Below are 19,118 nucleotides of genomic sequence, written 5' to 3' on the forward strand. Positions count from 1 at the left end.
GTGCCCGAACTGCCCGAGGTCGAAGTCGTCCGCCGCGGCCTGGTGAGCTGGGTGCTGGGCCGGACCATCACCGCTGTCGACGTGGTGGATCCGCGCTCCGTCCGCCGGCACGCGTTGGGCCCGGAGGACTTCGCCGGCAACCTCGAGGGCGCCCGCGTCCTGGACGTGGTCCGCCGGGGGAAGTTCCTCTGGCTTCCGCTGGCGGACACTCCCGCCGCTGACCCCGCCGCCGGACCCGTTCAGCCCTCGGTGGCCCTGATGGCGCACCTGGGCATGTCCGGGCAACTGCTGATGCAGGATTCCTCCGTCGCGGACGAGAAGCATTTGAAGGTGCGGTTGCGGCTCAGCCCCGCCGACGGCATGCCGGAACAGCTCCGATTCGTGGACCAGCGTATCTTCGGCGGGCTCTTCCTCACTTCCCTGATCCCCACGGCCGATGGCGCTCCTGGCGGACTCGCCGAAACGCCGCTGCCGCTGATCGCCGAGGAAGCCGCCCACATCGCACGCGACCCGCTGGACCCGTATTTCTCCTTCGACGAGTTCTACCGCCGCCTGCGGACCCGCAAGACAGGTCTGAAACGCGCGCTGCTGGACCAGGGCCTCGTCTCGGGTATCGGCAACATCTACGCCGACGAGGCACTCTGGAAGGCCCGGCTGCACTTCGCCCGGCCGACCGACACGCTCCGGCGGGCCGAGGCCGGGCGTGTCCTCGACGCCGCGCGTGAGGTCATGACCGAGGCCCTGGCGGCCGGCGGCACCAGCTTCGACTCGCTCTATGTCAACGTCAACGGGGCCTCCGGCTATTTCGACCGCTCGCTCAACGCCTACGGCCGCGAGGGCAGGGAATGCAAACGCTGCGCCGCCGCGGGCCTGGCCAGCGTGATGCGGCGGGATAAGTTCATGAACCGTTCGTCCTACTGGTGCCCGGTCTGCCAGCCGCGGCCGCGCAACGGGCGCTGGTAGGGACTGTAGTGCTGGGCCAGCCTCGCCAGGCCCTCGTCAAGTGAGACGGCGGGGGTCCAATTGAGGAGTTCGCGGGTCTCGCGCTGGTCGAACCAGTGGGCGGTGGACAGCTGCTCAGCGAGGAATCTGGTCATTGGCGGCTCCCCTGCCCGGCCGGCGATGACCCACGCTTTCTCCGCCACCGATCCTGCGGCCCGCGCGAGCCTGCCCGGCACCCTCCACGACGGCGCAGGGACGTCGGCGGCGGCGCAGATGCCTGCCAGTAGTTCGCCGACCGGTCGGGGTTCGCCGTTGCTGACGACGAGCGCCCGGCCGTGGATGTGCTCCATGCGGTGCAGCGCGGCGACGATCGCCGCGGCGGCGTTGTCCACGAAGGTGGTGTCGATCAGGGCCGCCCCGGCGTCGAGAAGCGGCAGGCGGCCGCGGCCGGCGCGTTCTAGCACCCGTTCCACCAGCTGCGTGTCGCCGGGGCCCCAGACGATGTGCGGGCGCACCGCCGCGACGCGGATTTCCGGCGAGTCAGCGGCCAGCGCCAGCAGTTCGGCCTCGGCCTTGGTGCGGGAGTAGTTGCCGTGCGCGCGGGCCGGGTCCGCCGGCTCGGCACCCAGACCGGCGATGGCGGCCCCGGAGTTGGCCACCGACGGGGACGAGACGAACACCAGGTCCCGCACGCCGGCGCCGCGGGCCGCACGGAGCAGGCGGCGCGTGCCTTCGACGTTCACCTCGTTGAAGTCCGCAGCGCGGCCGGTGAAGGAGACTTTCGCGGCCAGGTGGATGACGCCCTCGGCGCCGGTGACGGCGCGACGGACGGCGTCATCGTCCGCGATGGACCCGGAGAGGTCCGCGGTGCCGTCGACGTCCGCGGGACGGCGCTGGAACGTGGTGACGGCGTGGCCCTGCTGGACCAGCACCCGTGCCACTTGCCGTCCGAGCAGGCCGCTGGCGCCGGTGACAAGGACCCTCACGGCGTGCCCGGACGGCCGCCGGTCAGGACCGCCGAGGCCCACCGGGACAGGCGGGTCCTGTCGATCTTGGCGTTGTGGCGGATGTCGGTCGGTTGGGAAGAGACAATGAGTACCGCGGCGACGCTGACGCCTGCCTGACGGGCCGCCTCGCGTACGCGCCCGGCGAGCTGCGGCGCGGCAGGGCCGGCCCGGCGGGCGGGAGGTACAGTCTCGACGACGGCGACGACGGCCTGCGTCCCGGACGGGCCGACCCCGACGACGGCGGCCAGCCCGACGTCGTCCAGTCGTTCGATGGCCTGCTCGGCGCCCACGGGCGTGACCACGGTCCCCGGTGCCGTTATGACGTGCGCGAGGCGTCCTTCCACCCAGAGCCGGCCCGCGGCGTCGAAGTGCCCGACGTCGCCGGTGCGGTGCCATCCGGCCGTGCGGACGCTCTGGCGCTGGGTCAGCCAGAGCCTGTCGTAGGCTTCCTTCACGTGCGGGGCGCTGACGAGGATCTCGCCGGTGACTCCCGCCTCTGTGACGGGGTCGTTCCCAGGTGCGGTGCCGTCCGTGGCGAGTGGGATAACGGCCATACGGGCGCCGTGCACCGGCCGGCCCACGCACACGCCGTTGCCAGCCCCGGCCACGGTTCCGGCGGCGGCGTCGGCCTCGGCGGCGCGGATCTGTTCGAGGCTGACGTCGGTGGCAGGCAGCGCCTCGGTCATCCCGTATGGGGTGTGCAGCGAGGCCCGGGGCAGCAGCCGCTGCACCTCTGCGAGCAGTGATTCGGGGACGGGCGCGCCGGCTGAGAGCAGCAGCTCCACGCGCCCCAGGGCCGCGTGTTCGGCCCGGCTCAGACCGCCCTGGGTCGCGAGTAGGTTGCGCAGCGCAGCGGGCGAGGCGAAGACCACGTTGGCATCGATGGCAGCGGCGGCGTCCGCCAGTGCGCGGGCCGTCAGGGTGCGGGGCGCGGTCACGTCCATGGCGGGCGTCACCGAGACGGCCCCCAGCGCCGGTCCCAGCAGGGCGAACGGCGCGAAGCCCGCCACCAGGCGTGCGCCCGGGCGGATGCCCAGTGTCGCGGCCACGGTATCCCGCATCGCCGCCAGCTGCCCGTGCGTGTAGAGCACGCCCTTGGCGGGACCGGTGGAGCCGGAGGTGAAGAGCACGGCGGCGTCGGCGTCCGGGTCCGGAGCCAAGGCCGCATCCCGGCAAGGGAGTTCCGTGCTGGCTCCGCGGCGGCGGAGGGCGACGAGGGAGGTATCCACGGCGAGAAGCCGGCGAGGGGCGGCCGGCAGGTCCCGGACACTGATGCGCCGTCCCGGCCAGCCGAGCACAGCTGCGGCGGCGAGGGCCTTGTCGATGCCGATGAGGAAATCCGGGGTGGCGCCCTTGACGGCGCGGTTCAGGCCGCGGGTGCCCAGGCCCGCGTCGGCCACGACGACCACCGCGCCGAGCCGCAGGCAGGCGTAGAGGACCACGGTCAGGTCCACGCCCGGCGGGATCATCAGGCTTACCCGGCTGCCGTGCCCTACACCGGCTTCCTGCAGGCCCGCCGCGAGGGCGGCGATGTTCCGTTCCAGCTCCTGCCAGCTGAGCGAGCGGGCGGCGCTACCGTCCGCTGCCATTTCCGCAACGGCGGTATCCCCGGCTGCGGGTCCCGCCGCCAGTGCGGTGAGCGGCGCCCAAAGGGGCGGAGGCCCGGTGCCGGGTTCCGCGTTCTCGGCCCCGTCCTCCAGCGTCGGGCCGTCGCGCAGGGTGTTCGCCCGCTGAAGGTTGCCGCCGCTGTCTCCGTCGCACTCGGCAAGCCACTCGAAGACGGGAGTGGCGATATCCCGGTCTTCCGCGACCAGGTGGCCGGCACCCTCGAAGCGGTGGACTTTTGCGTCGGGCAGCCGGCTGATGAGGTCCTTGAGGTACCGGTCGGAAAAGATCGGATCGCGCGGGCCCCAGAGCATCAAGGCCGGAATGCTCAGCCCGCGCACCCCTTCCGCGACGCGGCTGAGCGCCGGGAAGCTGGGATGGGTCGCGTCGGCGGGAATGTCCGCGACAAAGTTGCCCACGCCGGCGCGGCGGTCGGCGCCGCGGTAGGGGGCCATGAAGGCGCTGCGGACATCCGCGGCGAGCGGCGGGTGGGCCAGGGAATGCGTCACGCGCAGGAAGGTGTCCGACGTCGTCGTTCCCCAGCGGTGCACGGCCGGGTGCAGGGCAAGCCGCAGTGCCGGCGGGATGCGGGAGCCGGAGGGCTGGTGGACGGCGGTGTTGGTCAGCACGACGCCGGCGAGCTGCTGCGGATGTGCCACGGCCCAGCCGAGGCTGATCACGCCGCCCCAGTCGTGGCCGACGGTGACCACCGGCCCGCCCAGTCCGAGCGCGGCGGTGAGGTCGCCAAGGTCGTTAATCCGGTCCTCCAAGCGCCGGAACGTGCCGGTGCGCTCGGAGAAGCCCATATCCAGCTGGTCCACGGCCACCACGCGCCACGGATGCGCGGGGTCGGATCCGGCGGCCAGCAGGGTCCGCCACAGGTAGGACCACGTCGGGTTGCCGTGCACGCACAGCAGGGTGCCGGCAGGAGTCAGGCCGCGGCGCGTGAGCTGGGCAGCGTTATCGAGCAGGTGCCAGCGGCGCACGGTTCCGGGCTCATCCGCGGCGGAGGTGGACGCCACATCGATTTCGCGCGACCATTCCGGGTCGACGCCGGGCCAGTCGGCGGCTACCAAACGATTTCCACCATGGCGGTGTTCAGACCGGAACCGACACCCATGCACAGCACGCGGTCCCCGGTCGCGAGAGTCTGCGCTTCGGCCGCGAGGGTCATTGGGAGGGAGGCCGGACCCACATTGCCCCAGTGCGGGAAGGTGATCGGCACCTTGTCCGGGTCCAGGTCAATGGCGTTGATGATGGCCTGGGTATAGGCGTTGCTCACCTGGTGCGTGACGTAGCGGTCCATCGAGGCCCAGTCCCACTCCGGTTGGGCCTCGTGCCAGGCGTCGACCACGAGCTGCAGGCCGCCGTCGAGCAGGCCCTTGGTGTCGGTGGCCATGCCGTCGATGCCGCCCACGCACAGTTCATGGTGCTCGGTGCCGGCACGCATCACGCCGCCGAGGATGCGGTGCGCCCCTGGGTGCTGGTCAGCCGGGCCCAGGACGGCCGCAGCGGCTCCGGAGCCGAGGGTCAGTGTGGCGAACTCGCGGTTGAAGTCCTCGCGGGTCGTCTCGGGCCGCTGCAGCCGGGCCAGGGTGGCCTCCTGCGTTGCCTGGGCATCCTCACCGTTGACGATCATCGCGTACTTGATCTGGCCGGAGTCGATCATGTTGGCCGCCAGCGTCATGCCGTTGACGAATCCGAGGCAGGCGTTGGCCAGATCAAAATTCATGGCCGACGACGGCAGGCTGAGTCCGTGGTGGATCTTCACCGCGACGGACGGTTCGAGGTTGCGCCGCGTAACGGAGGTGTTGATCAGCAGGCCAATCTCGGACGCTTCGATGCCGGACTCGGCCAAAGCCTTTGCGCCGGCCTCGATGGCGGCGTCATCGAACGATGTCCCGGGGGCCCACCAGCGCCGGTGCGTGATGCCGGCGACCCGTTCGAGCAGCTTCGGGGGGACCCGCAGCCGCCGCAGGGTCGAAGCCAACCTGCGGTCGAAATCCATGGAACTCACGATCGTCGGAGCTTCGACACTGCTCACCGAAAGTAAGGCGGTGTTGCTGTGCCGGAATGTTGCGTTGCCTACCAAAATCAAGCCCCTGTTCACGTACGTCCTGCGCTCCGGCGGTTCACCGCACCCTCGAGCGAAAGCCCAAGAGCTTAACTATGCCCGGTGCAGGTCAGTTCCTGCATATTCTGCGGCAAAACCCGCGGCTTTGCACGGGTTCTGCGCGGACTTGTCGCGACACCGCAGTAGATTGGAAGTATCCGGGGCCGTCCCGAACACCCGCGTCCGTCCGAATCATGCTTTCGTCCAACAGCGGGCCCCAGTCCGCCGACCAGGAGAGCCGAAGCACCTTGCACCTCAAAAGTCTGACCGTCCGGGGATTCAAGTCCTTCGCTTCGGCGACGACATTCGAATTCGAACCGGGCGTCACCGCCGTGGTGGGCCCTAACGGTTCGGGCAAATCCAACGTCGTGGACGCGCTGGCCTGGGTCATGGGCGAACAGGGCGCCAAGACCCTGCGCGGCGGCAAGATGGAGGACGTGATCTTCGCGGGCACCTCCGGGCGGCCGCCGCTGGGACGGGCCCACGTCTCACTGACGATCGACAACAGCGACGGCGCCCTCCCGATCGAATACAGCGAGGTGACGATCTCGCGGACCTTGTTCCGGACCGGCGGCTCGGAGTACGCCATCAACGGCGCCGGCTGCCGGCTGCTCGATATCCAGGAGCTGCTCTCCGACTCCGGACTGGGCCGCGAGATGCACGTGATCGTCGGGCAGGGCCAGCTGGACAAGGTACTGCACGCCACCCCGGAGGACCGGCGCGGCTTCATTGAGGAGGCCGCCGGCATCCTCAAGCACCGCCGCCGCAAGGAAAAAACGGTCCGCAAACTCGAAGCCATGCAGGCCAACCTCGCCCGGCTCAGCGACCTCACCGGCGAAATCCGTCGGCAGCTCACGCCGCTGGGCAAGCAAGCCGAAGTGGCACGCCGGGCCCAGACCGTGCAGTTTGAGGTCCGTGACGCGCGTTCCCGCCTCCTCGCGGATGATCTGGTCCAGCTGCAGCAGGCCTTGGCGAAGGATGTTGCGGACGAGAGTGCGCTCAAGGCCCGCCGCGGCGTCGCCGGGCAGGAACTCGAACTCGGCAGGCAGCGGCAGGCCCGCCTCGAGCAACTCGCGGCCGAAGCCACGCCCAGGCTCAACGCCGCCCGCGACACCTGGTACCAGCTCTCCGCCGGACGGGAACGGCTGCGCTCACTGGGTTCGCTGGCCGAGGAACGCCGCCGGCTGCTCGGCGCCTCCGACAGCGTCCCCGATTCCGGCCGCGACCCGGAGCAGCTCGACCGGCAGGCCGCCCGCATCCGGGAGGAACAAGCCGGGCTGGAGCGCCAGATCGCGGACCGCCGCGGCGGTCTGGAGGCCGCCACCGCCGCCAAGCAGGACGCCGAAAACGCCGCCGCCGCCGAGGACCAGCGGCTCGCGTCACTGCTCCGCGCCGCCGCGGACCGCCGCGAAGGCCTGGCCAAACTGGCCGGACAGGTGGGGGCCGCACGCTCCCGGGTCGAATCCGCCCAGGCGGAACTCGGCCGGCTCCGGGAGTCCCTCAAGGCAGGGGAGGAACGCCGCCGGCAGGCCCACAGCGAGTTCACCGCCCTCGAATCCCAGGTGGCCGGCGTCGAGGACGGCGAGGAGAGACTCGACGCCGACTACGAGGATGCCAGTGCAGCCCTCGACGGCATCGTCGCCGAGATCGACGCGCTCACGGCGGCTGAACACGACGGCGAACGGGAGCGCGGCGCCCTGCTGGCCCGCCGCGATGCGCTCCAGCTCGGGCTCAACCGCAAGGACGGCTCGGACCACGTCCTCGGCGCCGGAATCCCCGGGGTGCTCGGAGCCTTCGCCTCCATGATCAAGGTGGAACCCGGTTTCGAAGCCGCCATTTCGGCGGCCCTGGGCGCCTCCTCCGATGCCATCGTGGTGCAGAACAGCGAAGCCGCGGCCACCGCCGTGCAGCGGCTGAAGGACGACGACGCCGGCCGGGCCGCCCTGCTGTTGGCCGCAGCAGTCGCCGACCACACCAGTGCCCGGCCCGCTGCCGGCGGGGAGCTCCCCGCCGGAGCCCGGTGGGCCTCGCAGCTCGTCACGGCATCCGGCACCGAGGAGGCCTCCCGGCTGCCGCTGTCCGGGCTGCTGGCGGGCATCGCCATCGTCGAGGGCCTGGACGCTGCGGCCGGACTGGTGGCGGCGCGCCCTGAACTGACCGCCGTGACACGGTCCGGCGACGTCCTGACCTCGCTGACAGTCAGTGGAGGCTCCGCGACGGCGCCCTCGCTGATCGAAGTGCAGGCCGCCGTCGACGAGGCCTCCTCCCGGCTGGCCGCGGTGACCGCCGGGCTGGAACGGCAGCGTTTCGCGCTCGCCGCCGCCCGGGCACGGCGCGCCACAGCACAGGACCGGGCCGATGCTGCCCTGGAGAAACTCCACGATTCGGATGCCCGGCTGGCGGCCGTCGCCGAACGCCTGGGACACCTGAACTCCGTGCTGCGCAGCGCCGTCGGCGAAAGCGAGCGGCTCGCCGCCGCCCTGGCCAAAGCCGAGGCCAACATCGTCAACGAACAGGTCGCGCTGGAGGCTGTCGCGGCACGGCTCGCCGCCGCCCAGGAAGCGCCGGCGGAGGAGGAACCCTCTCCGGAACACCGGGATGCCCTCGCGCTGGCCGCGTCCCTGGCGCGCAACGCAGAAATGGAGGCCCGGCTCGGCCTGCGCAGCGCCGAGGAACAGCTCTCGGCCACCCGCAACCGGGCGTTGTCGCTGGAACGAGCCGCCGCCACGGAGCGGCGCGCCCGCGAGGAAGCAGCCGAACGGGCCCGCCGCCGCAGGCTTCAGGCCAAACGCGCCGCGGCCGTCTCCGCCGCCGTCGCCCAGGTGGTTGGCTTCCTCGACGTGTCCGTGGAACTCGCCCGGCAGGAGCGGGACAGCGCCGAGGAACGCAAGGAACAGATGGACGGCGAGCTGGCCGCCCTGCGCAGCAGCAACGATGCCCTCGCCCGCGAACTGGCCGAACTGACCGATTCGGTGCACCGCGATGAACTGGCCCGCGCCCAGCAGCGCCTCCGGATCGAAGCCCTTGAGGCCAGGAGTGTCGAGGAGCTGGGACTGACCGCCGACCAACTGGTCGCAGATTTCGGACCGGACCAGCCCGTTCCCGTGCCCGCCGCGGAATCGGCGGACAAATGGGCTGCCCTGCGCGCCCCGGTGGACGGGGACGGCCGCGAGATCGTGGCCGGCAAACCCTTTGTCCGCGAGGAGCAGGAGAAACGGCTCAAGCGGGCCGAACGGGACCTGTCGGCCCTGGGCCGGGTCAACCCCCTGGCGCTGGAGGAATTCGCAGCCCTTGAGGAACGCCACCAGTTCCTCAGCACCCAGCTCGAAGACCTCAAGTCCAGCCGCAGGGACCTGCTGGACATCATCAAGGAAGTCGATGAGCGCGTCCAAAAGGTCTTCGCCGAGGCGTTCGAGGACACCTCGGCGCAGTTCGTCCGGATCTTCGCCCGGCTGTTCCCCGGCGGCGAGGGCCGCCTGGTCCTCACCGACCCCGCTGACTTGCTCACCACCGGCATCGAAGTCGAGGCGCGCCCGGCCGGCAAGAAGATCAAGCGGCTCTCGCTGCTCTCGGGCGGCGAACGGTCGCTGACCGCGGTGGCCCTGCTCGTGGCGATCTTCAAGGCCCGGCCCTCACCGTTCTATGTCATGGACGAGGTGGAAGCAGCCCTGGACGACACCAACCTGGGCCGGCTCATCACGATCTTCGAGGAGCTGCGCGAATCCAGCCAGCTGATCATCATCACGCACCAGAAGCGCACCATGGAAGTTGCCGACGCCCTGTATGGCGTCACGATGCGCGGCGACGGCGTCTCCACCGTTATCAGCCAGCGTCTCGGCGCCCAGATCTGAGGCACGTCCGCAGCACTTTTAGGGTTCCGCGCCGGCTTTCCGGTTTGTGAGAAGCTAGGGGAGTGAACGACATCCTCCCCATTCTTCTGCCCATTCTCGCCGCCCTGGTGGTCCTCGGTGCACTCATTCCGGTCCTGATGAAGACCCGGAAGAACATCACCAACTACCCCGGAAAGCGTGACGAGAACGATCCAGTGGCTCCCGGTGCCGGCGGCGGAACACTTCTTGAGGACCGCCCGGCGCCGACGCGCGAACGCCAGACACCGGAGTCCGTCGGCCCCGAGGGACCGGCAACAGTCGAAGTCCCGGATGACGTGGCCGGCCTCGAAACCGTTCCGGTCGAAACGCCGCTGCCGGTGGCCGGCCGCCTGATCCGGCTGCGCGAACGCCTCGTCCGGTCCAACAACATCCTCGGCAAGGGCCTGCTGGCACTGCTGTCCGCGGACAAGATCGATGAAAACGTCTGGGACGAAGTGGAGGAAGTCCTCCTGCTCGCCGACCTCGGCACCGAGCCGACCCTGCAGCTCGTGGACGCGCTCCGCGAACGCGTCAAGGTGCTCGGGACCCGCTCCCCGGAGCAGGTCAAAGCCCTGCTGCGCGAGGAACTCATCAAGCTGGTCGACCCGACGATGGACCGCAGCCTGCGGGTCGAACGGCACGCCGACAAACCCGCCGTCGTGCTGGTCGTGGGCGTCAATGGCGTCGGCAAAACCACCACGGTGGGCAAGCTCGCCCGTGTGCTCGTCGCCGAGGACAAGGACGTGCTGCTCGGTGCGGCCGACACCTTCCGCGCCGCTGCCGCCGAGCAGCTCGCCACCTGGGGCCAGCGCGTCGGCGTCGCCACGGTGAAGTCCGACGTCGACGGTGCGGACCCGGCGTCTGTCGCCTATGAAGCGGTCAAGGCCGGCATCGACCAGGAAGTCGACGTCGTGATGATCGACACCGCCGGGCGCCTGCAGAACAAGGTAGGCCTGATGGACGAGCTCAGCAAGGTCAAGCGCGTCATCGAGAAGCTCGCCGAGGTGGACGAGGTGCTTCTGGTCCTCGACGCCACGACCGGACAGAACGGCCTGAACCAGGCCCGGGTCTTCGCCGAGGTAGTGAACATCACCGGCATCGTCCTGACCAAGCTGGACGGCACGGCCAAGGGCGGCATCGTGGTGGCCATCCAGAAGTCGCTCGGCGTCCCGGTCAAGCTGATCGGCCTCGGCGAAGGGGCGGACGACCTCGCCCCGTTCGACGCCGAGAGCTTCGTCGACGCCATCCTGAACTAGACCCACCGCAGTAACGCCTTAAACCCGACTGGCTCCCAGCCGGTGCCGCCCGGACTTACCGGAACGTCACCAACTGGGAGCCAGCTGTGTGTGGGCTGCCTAGTGCTTGAAGTTCAACACGGTCACCGTGCCGGCCGTCAGCTTGAACGTCTGCGTCTGTGAACCGTAGGTGAAACCCTCAACCGTGGCACGGTCCGCGAGCGGAATCGGTTCGGACTTGGCGCCGTCGATCACCGTGCTGTCCTCGGCCCCGTAGCTGGGCCCGGTCATTTGGGTCATGGTTCCGGTCAGTGCCCGCGCGGGCAGCTTGACCGTGACTTCGGTCTGTGCCGCCTTCTCGGGGTCGTTCTCGTTGACCAGGACAACGGTGGTGCTGCCGTCGGCGTTCCGCAGGGCGTAGCTGAACATCAAGCCGCCGCCCTTCGCATCCAGCTTCAGGAACTTGCCGCCCTCCATCTCGGCGACCATGGAGACGCCGAAAAAGTTGGCCCGGCCGGAAACCTCGCCGTTCGGCTTGAGGTAGGGGCCGCCGCTGCAGATAACTGACATGGGCGGACCGCCCTTGCAGGTCAGCAGCGAGCTGTGGAAGCCGATCCGCGTGATGCCAAGCTGTGCGGCGTTCAGCGCGTAGTCCGCCGTCCAAAGGGCGGAGGCGTGGGTGCGGGAGGTCTCATTGGATCCGGGGCAGGCCGCGATTCCCGTCTCGGGAAGCCAGGTTTCAATGCCCGCATCATTCCCGGCCTTCAGCGCCGCCTTCTGATAGTCCTCGGCCCGGACGTGTACCTGCGCGTTCATCAGGTTCGCCAGGGTCGGCGAGGCCAGCGGGTCCGCTTGTCCGTCGCAGCTATGCATCGGGTAATTGTGGAAGGACAGGATCTTCTTCTGCGCGATGTCTGCATCGATAAACGGCTGCCACCATTTCTGGTCGTAGGCGCCCGGGCCGGAGATAGGCACGTTCGGGGCCACGGCGTTGATCGCGTTCGCGTAGGCCTTGAGTTCCTCCACGTACTGCCCGGTGCTGTAGCCACCCGGCCGGACACCGTTGCTCCCGTAGCCGTTGGGCTCGTTGCCGACCGTGATGCTCAGCAGCCGCGGGCCGAAGATCTCCGCCGCGTGCTTGGCCATGTCCGCGGCACGGGTCGGGTCGTAGTGCCCCAGGTCCACGGTGAGGCTGACGGTTGCATCGGAAGCCTCCAGCAGGGTGTTCAGCCGCGCCAGATCCGCCGGGCCGACAGCCCTGACCGGGTGTGCCTTGTCTCCGCTGTATCCGGTGGCCGGGACGGCCTCGTTGCTCGACGTCCAGAAGAAGCGGCGGTCAACCGCGTTGCCTCCGAAACGGAGCACCGGCTGGTCGGCTTCCTGCAGCAGTTTCACCGTCGAGGCGTTGCTGCTGCTCAGGGCGGGATCGGCGAGGTCGGTGGCTTCGAGTGAGATGCCGACCAGGCCCTTGGTCAGCGACGTGCCCACCGGATCCTGCGAAACATTCACATCGAGCGGTTCCACCGCTTCCAGGGGTGAGCCGGCGGGCGGGCCCGGCTGCTTATAGGACGTGACGGCCGGGGCTGGAGGCAGGGCCGCCTCCGGCGCGGCCGAGGTGGGCGCCGGGCTCCCGGCGGGGGCCACCGTGTCTCCTCCGGTACCCGGCCGGAGGAAAAACACCAGCGACGCGAGCACGGCAATGACCGCGAGCACCGAGATCACGACGGCGGGACGGAGGTTCCTGCGCTTTGCCCCGGCCACGTCCTCCGGTCTGTCATTGGCGGTGGGTTCGGGCGAACGTTCAGTGGGTGGCATGTAAAGACTTCTCCAGCTTCTGGGTGGGATCTCCCAACAGCCTAACGAAGTCCGCCGGTGCCGTTCGACGCGGTCCGGGCGGACGGGCACGCCCGGGCGAGGTCAGGCGCCGCGGCGGGCCTCCGGCCGGTGGAAGGTCTCCCGGGCCAGCAGCCAGCCAGCTGCGGCCGCTACGAGGACGCCGCCGGTGACGCCGAAGGCCCAGCCATAGCCCAGCCGGTCTGCGAGGAGCCCGGCAAGGACCGGTCCGATGATCGCCCCGCTGTCCGCGGTCATCTGGAAGATGGCCAGGACCCGCCCGCCGGAGCGCTCGTTGCCGATCACGTCGGCCATGGCTGCCTGCTGCGCGGGACCGAGCAGCCCTGAACCGATGCCGGCGACAGCTGTCGCCACAAGGAACCACAGCAGCTCGTGCGTGAAGCCGATGGCTGCCGTTGCGGTTCCGGTGACCAGCAGTCCGGAAACCATCATGGGTTTCCGGCCCAGGCTGTCCGCCAGTTTGCCGGAGAATGTCAGCGCCACCGCGTTGGCTGCGGCGAACATGGCCAGAGCCCAGCCCGCCGATTCGGGTCCCGCGTTCAGGGCGGCGACGGCGAAGAGCGGCACCGTGGCCATCCGCACCCCGAAGGTCGCCCAGCCGTTGGCGAAGCTGGAGAACAGCCCTGCCCGGTACGCGCTGTCGCGCAGTGCCTCGCGCAGCTCCATCGCCGGCGCCGTGCTCCCGTCCGGGCGCGACGCCGCCGGCACGTGGCTTAGCTGGGTCTGCACCACGAGGGCGGCCAGGACCAGGGCAGCCGCGTAGACGAGGAACGGCACCCGCAGGCCAAAGCCGGCCAGCAGCCCACCCACGACCGGCCCGCACACATTTCCAATGAGGAACGCCGAGGCATAAGCCCCGGAGACCCGTCCGCGGCTCTCGGGGGGCGCCAGCCGGACCACCAGGGCCATCGACGCCACCGTGAACATCACCGAGCCGGCCCCGCCAAGACCGCGGAAGATCAGGAGCTGCCAGTAGTCCTGGGCGAAAGCACACGCCGCCGTGGACGCCGCAACAATCAACAGCCCGCCCACGTAGACCGGCCGTTCACCGAGCCGCACAATCAGCGCGCCTCCCGCGGGAGCAAACACGAGCCGCATGAACGCGAAGATGCTCACGATCACGGCAGCCGCCGTGGCACCGACGTCGAAGGTGGTGGCGAACTGGGGGAGGACCGGTGCCACGAGACCGAAACCGAGGGCGATGAGGAAGGCAGCGACCAACATCACCTTGATGTCCCGGGGCAGCACCGCCTTGCCGTGGGTCCGGGCACCGGCCTGCGGCAGGGATCCCGTGGGGCGGGGGGTCTTACTCATGGCGATGGCTTCCTGGCGGTACGGGCGGGGCAGAGCGGATGTTGGAACGCGTGAAACATAACCGTAACAAGAAGGAATCGCACCATTTACTTCCGGGAGGTTCTTGTAACAACCCGGCAATCTAAATCCTCCGCCGGCGAAACACGCCAACGACAAACTCTTCTTAGAACGCAAACCGCGTTGAGGCACGCGGAGAACTCCGCAACATTTTTTAGATCGCATCTAAGCAAGGGAGGACGTGCACCATGGAACTTACCGCAGGTCACGTATGGCTGATGGTGGCAGCAGCACTCGTGCTGTTCATGACACCAGGACTCGCATTTTTCTACGGCGGCATGACGCGCGCCAAAGCCGCACTGAACATGATGATGATGAGTTTCATCTCCATCGGCATGGTCGGTGTGGTCTGGGTGCTCTGGGGCGCTTCGATGAGCTCCGGCGAGGGCTTCATGCAGATGGTCGGAAACCCGTTCGCCACCTTCGGGCTGGAGGGCATCGACACTCCTGACGGACTCATCAAGGTCGGCTACGGTGCCACCTTCGCCATTATCACCGTCGCCCTGATCAGCGGCGCGATCGCCGACCGCGCCAAGTTCGGCGCCTGGACGGTGTTCGTCCCGGTCTGGGTCACCCTGGTGTACTGCCCGTTGGCCTACATGGTCTGGGGCGGCGGGCTGTTCGGCCCGGAAGGCGCCATCGGCCAGGCCCTCGGCCCGGCAATTGACTTCGCCGGCGGCACGGTTGTCCACATTAACGCCGGTGTTGCCGCGTTGGTCCTCGTGCTGATCATCGGCAACCGCAAGGGCTTCGGCAAGGACCCCAACCACCGCCCGCACAACATCCCGTTCGTCATGCTCGGTGCTGCGATCCTGTGGTTCGGCTGGTTCGGCTTCAACGGCGGCGCAGCGACAACGGCAGAACAGGGCGGCCTGATCTGGGTCAACACCCTCGCGGCCCCCGCCGCGGCAATGCTCGGCTGGCTCATCACCGAGCGTATCCGCGACGGCCACCCGACCTCGCTCGGTGCCGCCTCCGGTGTGGTTGCCGGCCTCGTCGCCATCACCCCGGCCTGCGCCAACGTCAGCCCGATCGGCGCCCTGTGCCTCGGCCTGGTTGCGGGTGCGGCGTCCGCCCTGGCCGTCGGACTCAAGTTCCGCTGGGGCTTTGACGACTCGCTCGACGTCGTCGGTGTCCACCTCGTCTCGGGCATCATCGGCACCGTGGCGCTGGGCTTCATCGCCCTCCCGGCCGACGGTGTTGGCGGCGGCCTGTTCTACGGCGGCGGACTCACCCAGCTGTGGGCCCAGCTCGCAGCGGCCGGTACTGCCATCGCCTACTCCGCAGTGATGACCGCACTCATCGCCTTCGCCATCCACAAGACCATGGGCTTCCGGGTTTCCCAGGAGCAGGAAGTCGTGGGCGTGGACCTCAGCCTGCACGCCGAAACGGCTTACGAATTCGGCGTCAGCGGCCACGGCGGAAGCTTCACCCCGCTGCACGAACTCATCACCGGCAAGGCCCAGGCCGAAGCCGGGGCGGCCCCGGCTGCCGAGACCGTGGACGCGACGTCCAACGGCAAGAAGACCGCAGCGCCAGGTAAGGAAAGTGTGGAGGCATGAAACTGATCACAGCAATCGTCCGGCCCGAAAAGCTCGACACCATCCGCGAGGGCCTTGAGGCCTACGGAGTACAGGGCCTGACCGTCAGCGCGGCCAGCGGCTACGGCCGGCAGCGGGGCTACACCGAGGTGTACCGCGGCGCCGAGTACAACGTGGACCTGCTGCCCAAGATCCGGGTAGAGGTCCTGGCCACCGACGAACAGGCGGACGACATCCTCGATGTCATTATCGCCAGCTCGAACACCGGCCGGGCCGGTGACGGCAAGGTCTGGACGATGGATGTGTTCGAAGCAGTGCGGGTCCGCACCGGAGAACGCGGCTCGGCGGCTATCTAGCCAGCAGCCTCAGTCAACACAGCGGGCCGGGAACCTGAAAAGGTACCCGGCCCGCTTTTGTGCGTCTGACCGCCTCAACTGACGGCGACGCCGGTCAGGCCCGCCAGCCTTCCGGCCCGGCGCTCCCGGCGGTGTACTCCTCCAGCGGTGCGCTGTCCCGGGCCCAGGCCTTGAGGACGGGCTCCAGGATCCGCCAGCAGTCTTCCGCGGTGTCGGCGCGGACGGAGAGCAGGGGATCGCCGGTCAGGACACCCTCCAGGACCTCCCCGTACGGCAGCAGCTCGGACCCGCTGAGCTCGGCCTTAAGGGTGGCGCGGTCCAGGCTGAGGACATCGCCGGGGCCGTTCACATCGACGTCGAACTGCAGGGTGTCCGGACCGAAGCCGATCCGCAACTGGTTGGGGGAGTCCACCCCGGTGAATCCCTTGGGCAGGTGCGGCACCGGGCGGAAAGTCACCACGGCCTCCTTGCGTTTGATGCCCAGGGCCTTTCCGGAGCGAAGGATGAAGGGGACGCCCTGCCAGCGCCAGTTGTCGATCAGCACTTCCACCTCGGCGAGCGTTTCGGTGCCCCGGGCCGGGTCGACGCCGTCCTCCCCGGCGTAGTCCGGGACCTTCCGGCCGTCAAGCGCTCCCGTTGTGTACCTGGCGCGTCGTGTGCTCTTGGCGTAGGGCGCCTTGACGCTGCTGGCCCGCAGCACCGTGGCCACGGCGTCGCGGAGGTCCCGCTCGTCCACCGAGGCAGGCGGTTCGAGCGCCAGCAGCGCCATGATCTGCAACAGATGGCTCTGGATCATGTCGCGCAGGGCGCCGGCGCCGTCGTAGTAGCGGGCGCGGCCCTCCAGCGCGAGGTCCTCGTCAAAGACAATCTCGACCTTTTCGATGTGCTCGCGGTTCCACACCGGCTCCAGGAAGGTGTTGGCGAAGCGCAGCCCCAGGATGTTCAGCACCGTCGCCTTGCCCAGGAAATGGTCCACCCGGTGGATGTGGTCCTCCGGGACCAGGGCCGACAGGGTTTTATTCAGGTGCCGGGCGGACTCCTCGCTGGAACCGAACGGCTTCTCCATGACCAGCCGGGTCCCTGCCGGCACCTGGCCGGGGGTGAGCGCCTCGCAGGCCAGCTGGCTGACGCGCGGCGGCAGCGCGAAGTAGATGGCCACGGGCCCCTCCAGCCGGGCCAGCAGGCCGGCCAGCTCCCCGTCGGACGTGACGTCGAGCTGGTGGTACACGGTGGTGTCGCGGATCCGTTTCAGCTCCCGCCGGCCGGAGGCCTCGGCCTGGGAACTGGCGTCGGCGAAGGACGCCTCGATGCGCTCCAGCCACTTCCCGGGGGTCCAGGCATCCGAGCCGGCGCCTACCAGGGTGAGGCCGTCGGCGCGTCCCCGGGACACGAGCCGGGCCAGGCCCGGCAGCAGGAGCCTGCCGGTGAGGTCGCCCGAGGCGCCGAGGATGAGCAGGGTTTTTATGGTTGTTTGGCTGGTCACCTAAGTCAGCATGCCATCTTGGAGGCGCGTCTTGGTACCCTAGATAGTCGAGTCCCGTTGTCGAGGCAGTTCGTTCCGGCGAACATCAGTCGCGACGCTGGCGTGCCGGACCGGCCGCCATCTGTAGATCCACTGAAAGAAGTGCACGGCGCGTGTTCAATTCACTCTCTGACCGGTTGACAGCAACCTTCAAGAATCTCCGTGGCAAGGGCCGCCTGACCGAGGCGGACGTTGACGCCACGGTCCGCGAAATCCGGCGCGCCCTTCTCGACGCCGACGTCGCCGTTCCGGTCGTCCGGGAATTCACGGCACGGGTGCGCGAACGGGCCCTCGGTGCCGAGGTTTCGGCCGCCCTGAACCCGGGCCAGCAGATCGTGAAGATCGTCAACGAGGAGCTCGTCGAGATCCTCGGCGGCGAGACCCGCAGGATCCGGCTGGCCAAGACCGGGCCAACCATCATCATGCTCGCCGGCCTGCAGGGTGCCGGCAAAACCACCCTGGCGGGCAAGCTCTCCAAGCACCTCAAGTCGCAGGGCCACAGCCCCCTCCTGGTGGCCTGCGACCTGCAGCGTCCCAATGCCGTGACCCAGCTCCAGGTTGTCGGCAAACGCGCCGGGGTGCCGGTCTTTGCCCCGCACCCGGGTGCCACCTCCACGGAACTGGACCACCCGGCCGGCGATCCGGTCTCGGTTGCCCGTGCCGGCGTCGAGGAAGCCCGCCGCACCCTGCACGACGTCGTAATCGTTGACACCGCCGGCCGGACCGGCGTGGACGCCGAGATGATGGAACAGGCGCGCCAGATCCGCCGCGCCATTGTTCCGAACGAAGTGCTGTTCGTGGTCGACGCCATGATCGGCCAGGACGCCGTCAACACGGCGATGGCCTTCGACGAGGGCGTCAACTTCACCGGCATCGTGCTCTCCAAGCTTGACGGCGACATGCGCGGCGGCGCCGCACTGTCCGTCGCCTCGGTCACTGGCAAGCCCGTGATGTTCGCGTCCACCGGCGAAGGCCTGGATGACTTCGAGCTCTTCCACCCGGACCGGATGGCCTCGCGCATCCTCGACCTCGGTGACGTGCTCACCCTGATCGAGCAGGCGGAGAAGTCCTGGGACAAGGACGAAGCTGCCCGGATGGCGCAGAAGTTCGCCGACCAGGAAGACTTCACACTCGACGACTTCCTCGCCCAGATGCAGCAGATCCGCAACATGGGCTCCATGAAGAAGATGCTCATGATGATGCCCGGAGCGCAGAACATCCGGCAGCAGCTCGAGCAGTTCGACGAGCGTGAGATCGACCGCGTCGAGGCGATCGTGCGGTCCATGACGCCGCATGAACGCGTCGCCCCTAAAATCATCAACGGTTCCCGCCGGGCCCGGATTGCCCGCGGCTCCGGTGTTCACGTCTCCGAGGTCAACGGCCTGCTGGAACGCTTTAGTCAGGCCCAGAAGATGATGAAGAAGATGGCTGCCGGCGGCGGCATGCCCGGGATGCCGGGGATGCCCGGCATGGGCGGCGGCGGGGCCCGCAAGGGCGCCAAGAGCGCACCCAAGAAGAAGGCCCGCTCCGGCAACCCGGCGAAGGCCGCGCAGGAGCTCAAGGAGGCCCAGGCCCGTCGGGCCGAAGGTGCCAAGGCCCTCCCGACCGGCGCCGCGTTCGGCCAGCAGGGCGGCGACTTCGATCCCTCCCAGCTGAACCTGCCCAAGGGCTTTGACAAGTTCCTCGGTGGCGGCAAATAGGCC

At 69.2% G+C, this 19,118-nt stretch carries 12 protein-coding genes; 6 read left to right on the forward strand and 6 right to left on the reverse strand.

The window, feature by feature from the left end; genetic code table 11:
- Entirely contained in the window at window positions 1-963 is a 963-nt protein-coding gene (mutM, locus tag ACZYZ5_RS15410; RefSeq protein WP_463902812.1) for a bifunctional DNA-formamidopyrimidine glycosylase/DNA-(apurinic or apyrimidinic site) lyase, read from the forward strand.
- On the opposite strand, the gene ACZYZ5_RS15415 is transcribed toward mutM, so the two are convergent.
- The 3 genes from ACZYZ5_RS15415 to ACZYZ5_RS15425 are packed head-to-tail and all read right to left on the reverse strand — an operon-like array spanning window position 915 to window position 5,646.
- Entirely contained in the window at window positions 915-1,928 is a 1,014-nt protein-coding gene (locus ACZYZ5_RS15415) for an NAD-dependent epimerase/dehydratase family protein (protein ID WP_463902813.1), read from the reverse strand. The genes mutM and ACZYZ5_RS15415 overlap by 49 nt on opposite strands.
- Complete coding sequence (locus tag ACZYZ5_RS15420) at window positions 1,925-4,630, reverse strand: alpha/beta fold hydrolase (RefSeq protein WP_463902814.1); 2,706 nt, start codon at window positions 4,628-4,630, stop codon at window positions 1,925-1,927. Before ACZYZ5_RS15420 ends, ACZYZ5_RS15415 begins: the two co-directional genes overlap by 4 nt.
- Complete coding sequence (locus ACZYZ5_RS15425) at window positions 4,624-5,646, reverse strand: 3-oxoacyl-ACP synthase III (RefSeq protein ID WP_463902881.1); 1,023 nt, start codon at window positions 5,644-5,646, stop codon at window positions 4,624-4,626. Before ACZYZ5_RS15425 ends, ACZYZ5_RS15420 begins: the two co-directional genes overlap by 7 nt.
- 269 nt (window positions 5,647-5,915) lie before the next feature.
- Between ACZYZ5_RS15425 and smc the strand changes: the two genes are divergently transcribed.
- Together smc and ftsY are read left to right on the forward strand one after the other, a co-directional pair.
- Window positions 5,916-9,518 (forward strand): chromosome segregation protein SMC, encoded by a 3,603-nt coding sequence (gene smc, locus ACZYZ5_RS15430; protein ID WP_463902817.1) that lies wholly within the window; start codon window positions 5,916-5,918, stop codon window positions 9,516-9,518.
- Between the two features lie 62 nt (window positions 9,519-9,580).
- A complete protein-coding gene (gene ftsY, locus ACZYZ5_RS15435) occupies window positions 9,581-10,792 on the forward strand; it encodes a signal recognition particle-docking protein FtsY (protein ID WP_463902819.1) in 1,212 nt (403 codons plus the stop codon).
- Window positions 10,793-10,891: 99 nt separating this feature from the next.
- Here ftsY and ACZYZ5_RS15440 read toward each other — a convergent pair whose 3' ends face one another.
- Both ACZYZ5_RS15440 and ACZYZ5_RS15445 read right to left on the reverse strand, forming a co-directional pair.
- Window positions 10,892-12,586 carry a glycoside hydrolase 5 family protein gene (locus ACZYZ5_RS15440; RefSeq protein ID WP_463902821.1) on the reverse strand — a complete coding sequence of 565 codons (1,695 nt, stop codon included), beginning with the start codon at window positions 12,584-12,586 and terminating at the stop codon, window positions 10,892-10,894.
- Between the two features lie 102 nt (window positions 12,587-12,688).
- Window positions 12,689-13,939 (reverse strand): MFS transporter, encoded by a 1,251-nt coding sequence (locus tag ACZYZ5_RS15445; protein WP_463902824.1) that lies wholly within the window; start codon window positions 13,937-13,939, stop codon window positions 12,689-12,691.
- Window positions 13,940-14,184: 245 nt separating this feature from the next.
- Between ACZYZ5_RS15445 and ACZYZ5_RS15450 the strand changes: the two genes are divergently transcribed.
- Both ACZYZ5_RS15450 and ACZYZ5_RS15455 read left to right on the forward strand, forming a co-directional pair.
- Window positions 14,185-15,558, forward strand: coding sequence for an ammonium transporter (locus ACZYZ5_RS15450; protein ID WP_463902826.1), 1,374 nt, complete (start codon window positions 14,185-14,187; stop codon window positions 15,556-15,558).
- Window positions 15,555-15,893 carry a P-II family nitrogen regulator gene (locus ACZYZ5_RS15455; protein ID WP_024366371.1) on the forward strand — a complete coding sequence of 113 codons (339 nt, stop codon included), beginning with the start codon at window positions 15,555-15,557 and terminating at the stop codon, window positions 15,891-15,893. The genes ACZYZ5_RS15450 and ACZYZ5_RS15455 overlap by 4 nt, the downstream gene beginning before the upstream one ends.
- A 94-nt stretch (window positions 15,894-15,987) precedes the next feature.
- Here the strand turns inward: ACZYZ5_RS15455 and ACZYZ5_RS15460 are convergent, their stop codons facing one another.
- Window positions 15,988-17,376 carry a glucose-6-phosphate dehydrogenase gene (locus ACZYZ5_RS15460; protein ID WP_463902829.1) on the reverse strand — a complete coding sequence of 463 codons (1,389 nt, stop codon included), beginning with the start codon at window positions 17,374-17,376 and terminating at the stop codon, window positions 15,988-15,990.
- A gap of 152 nt (window positions 17,377-17,528) precedes the next feature.
- Here ACZYZ5_RS15460 and ffh point away from each other — a divergent pair, with 152 nt between their 5' ends.
- Window positions 17,529-19,115 carry a signal recognition particle protein gene (gene ffh, locus ACZYZ5_RS15465; RefSeq protein ID WP_463902831.1) on the forward strand — a complete coding sequence of 529 codons (1,587 nt, stop codon included), beginning with the start codon at window positions 17,529-17,531 and terminating at the stop codon, window positions 19,113-19,115.
- Window positions 19,116-19,118: the final 3 nt, after the last annotated feature.

This window comes from Pseudarthrobacter ribosi (assembly GCF_055412865.1).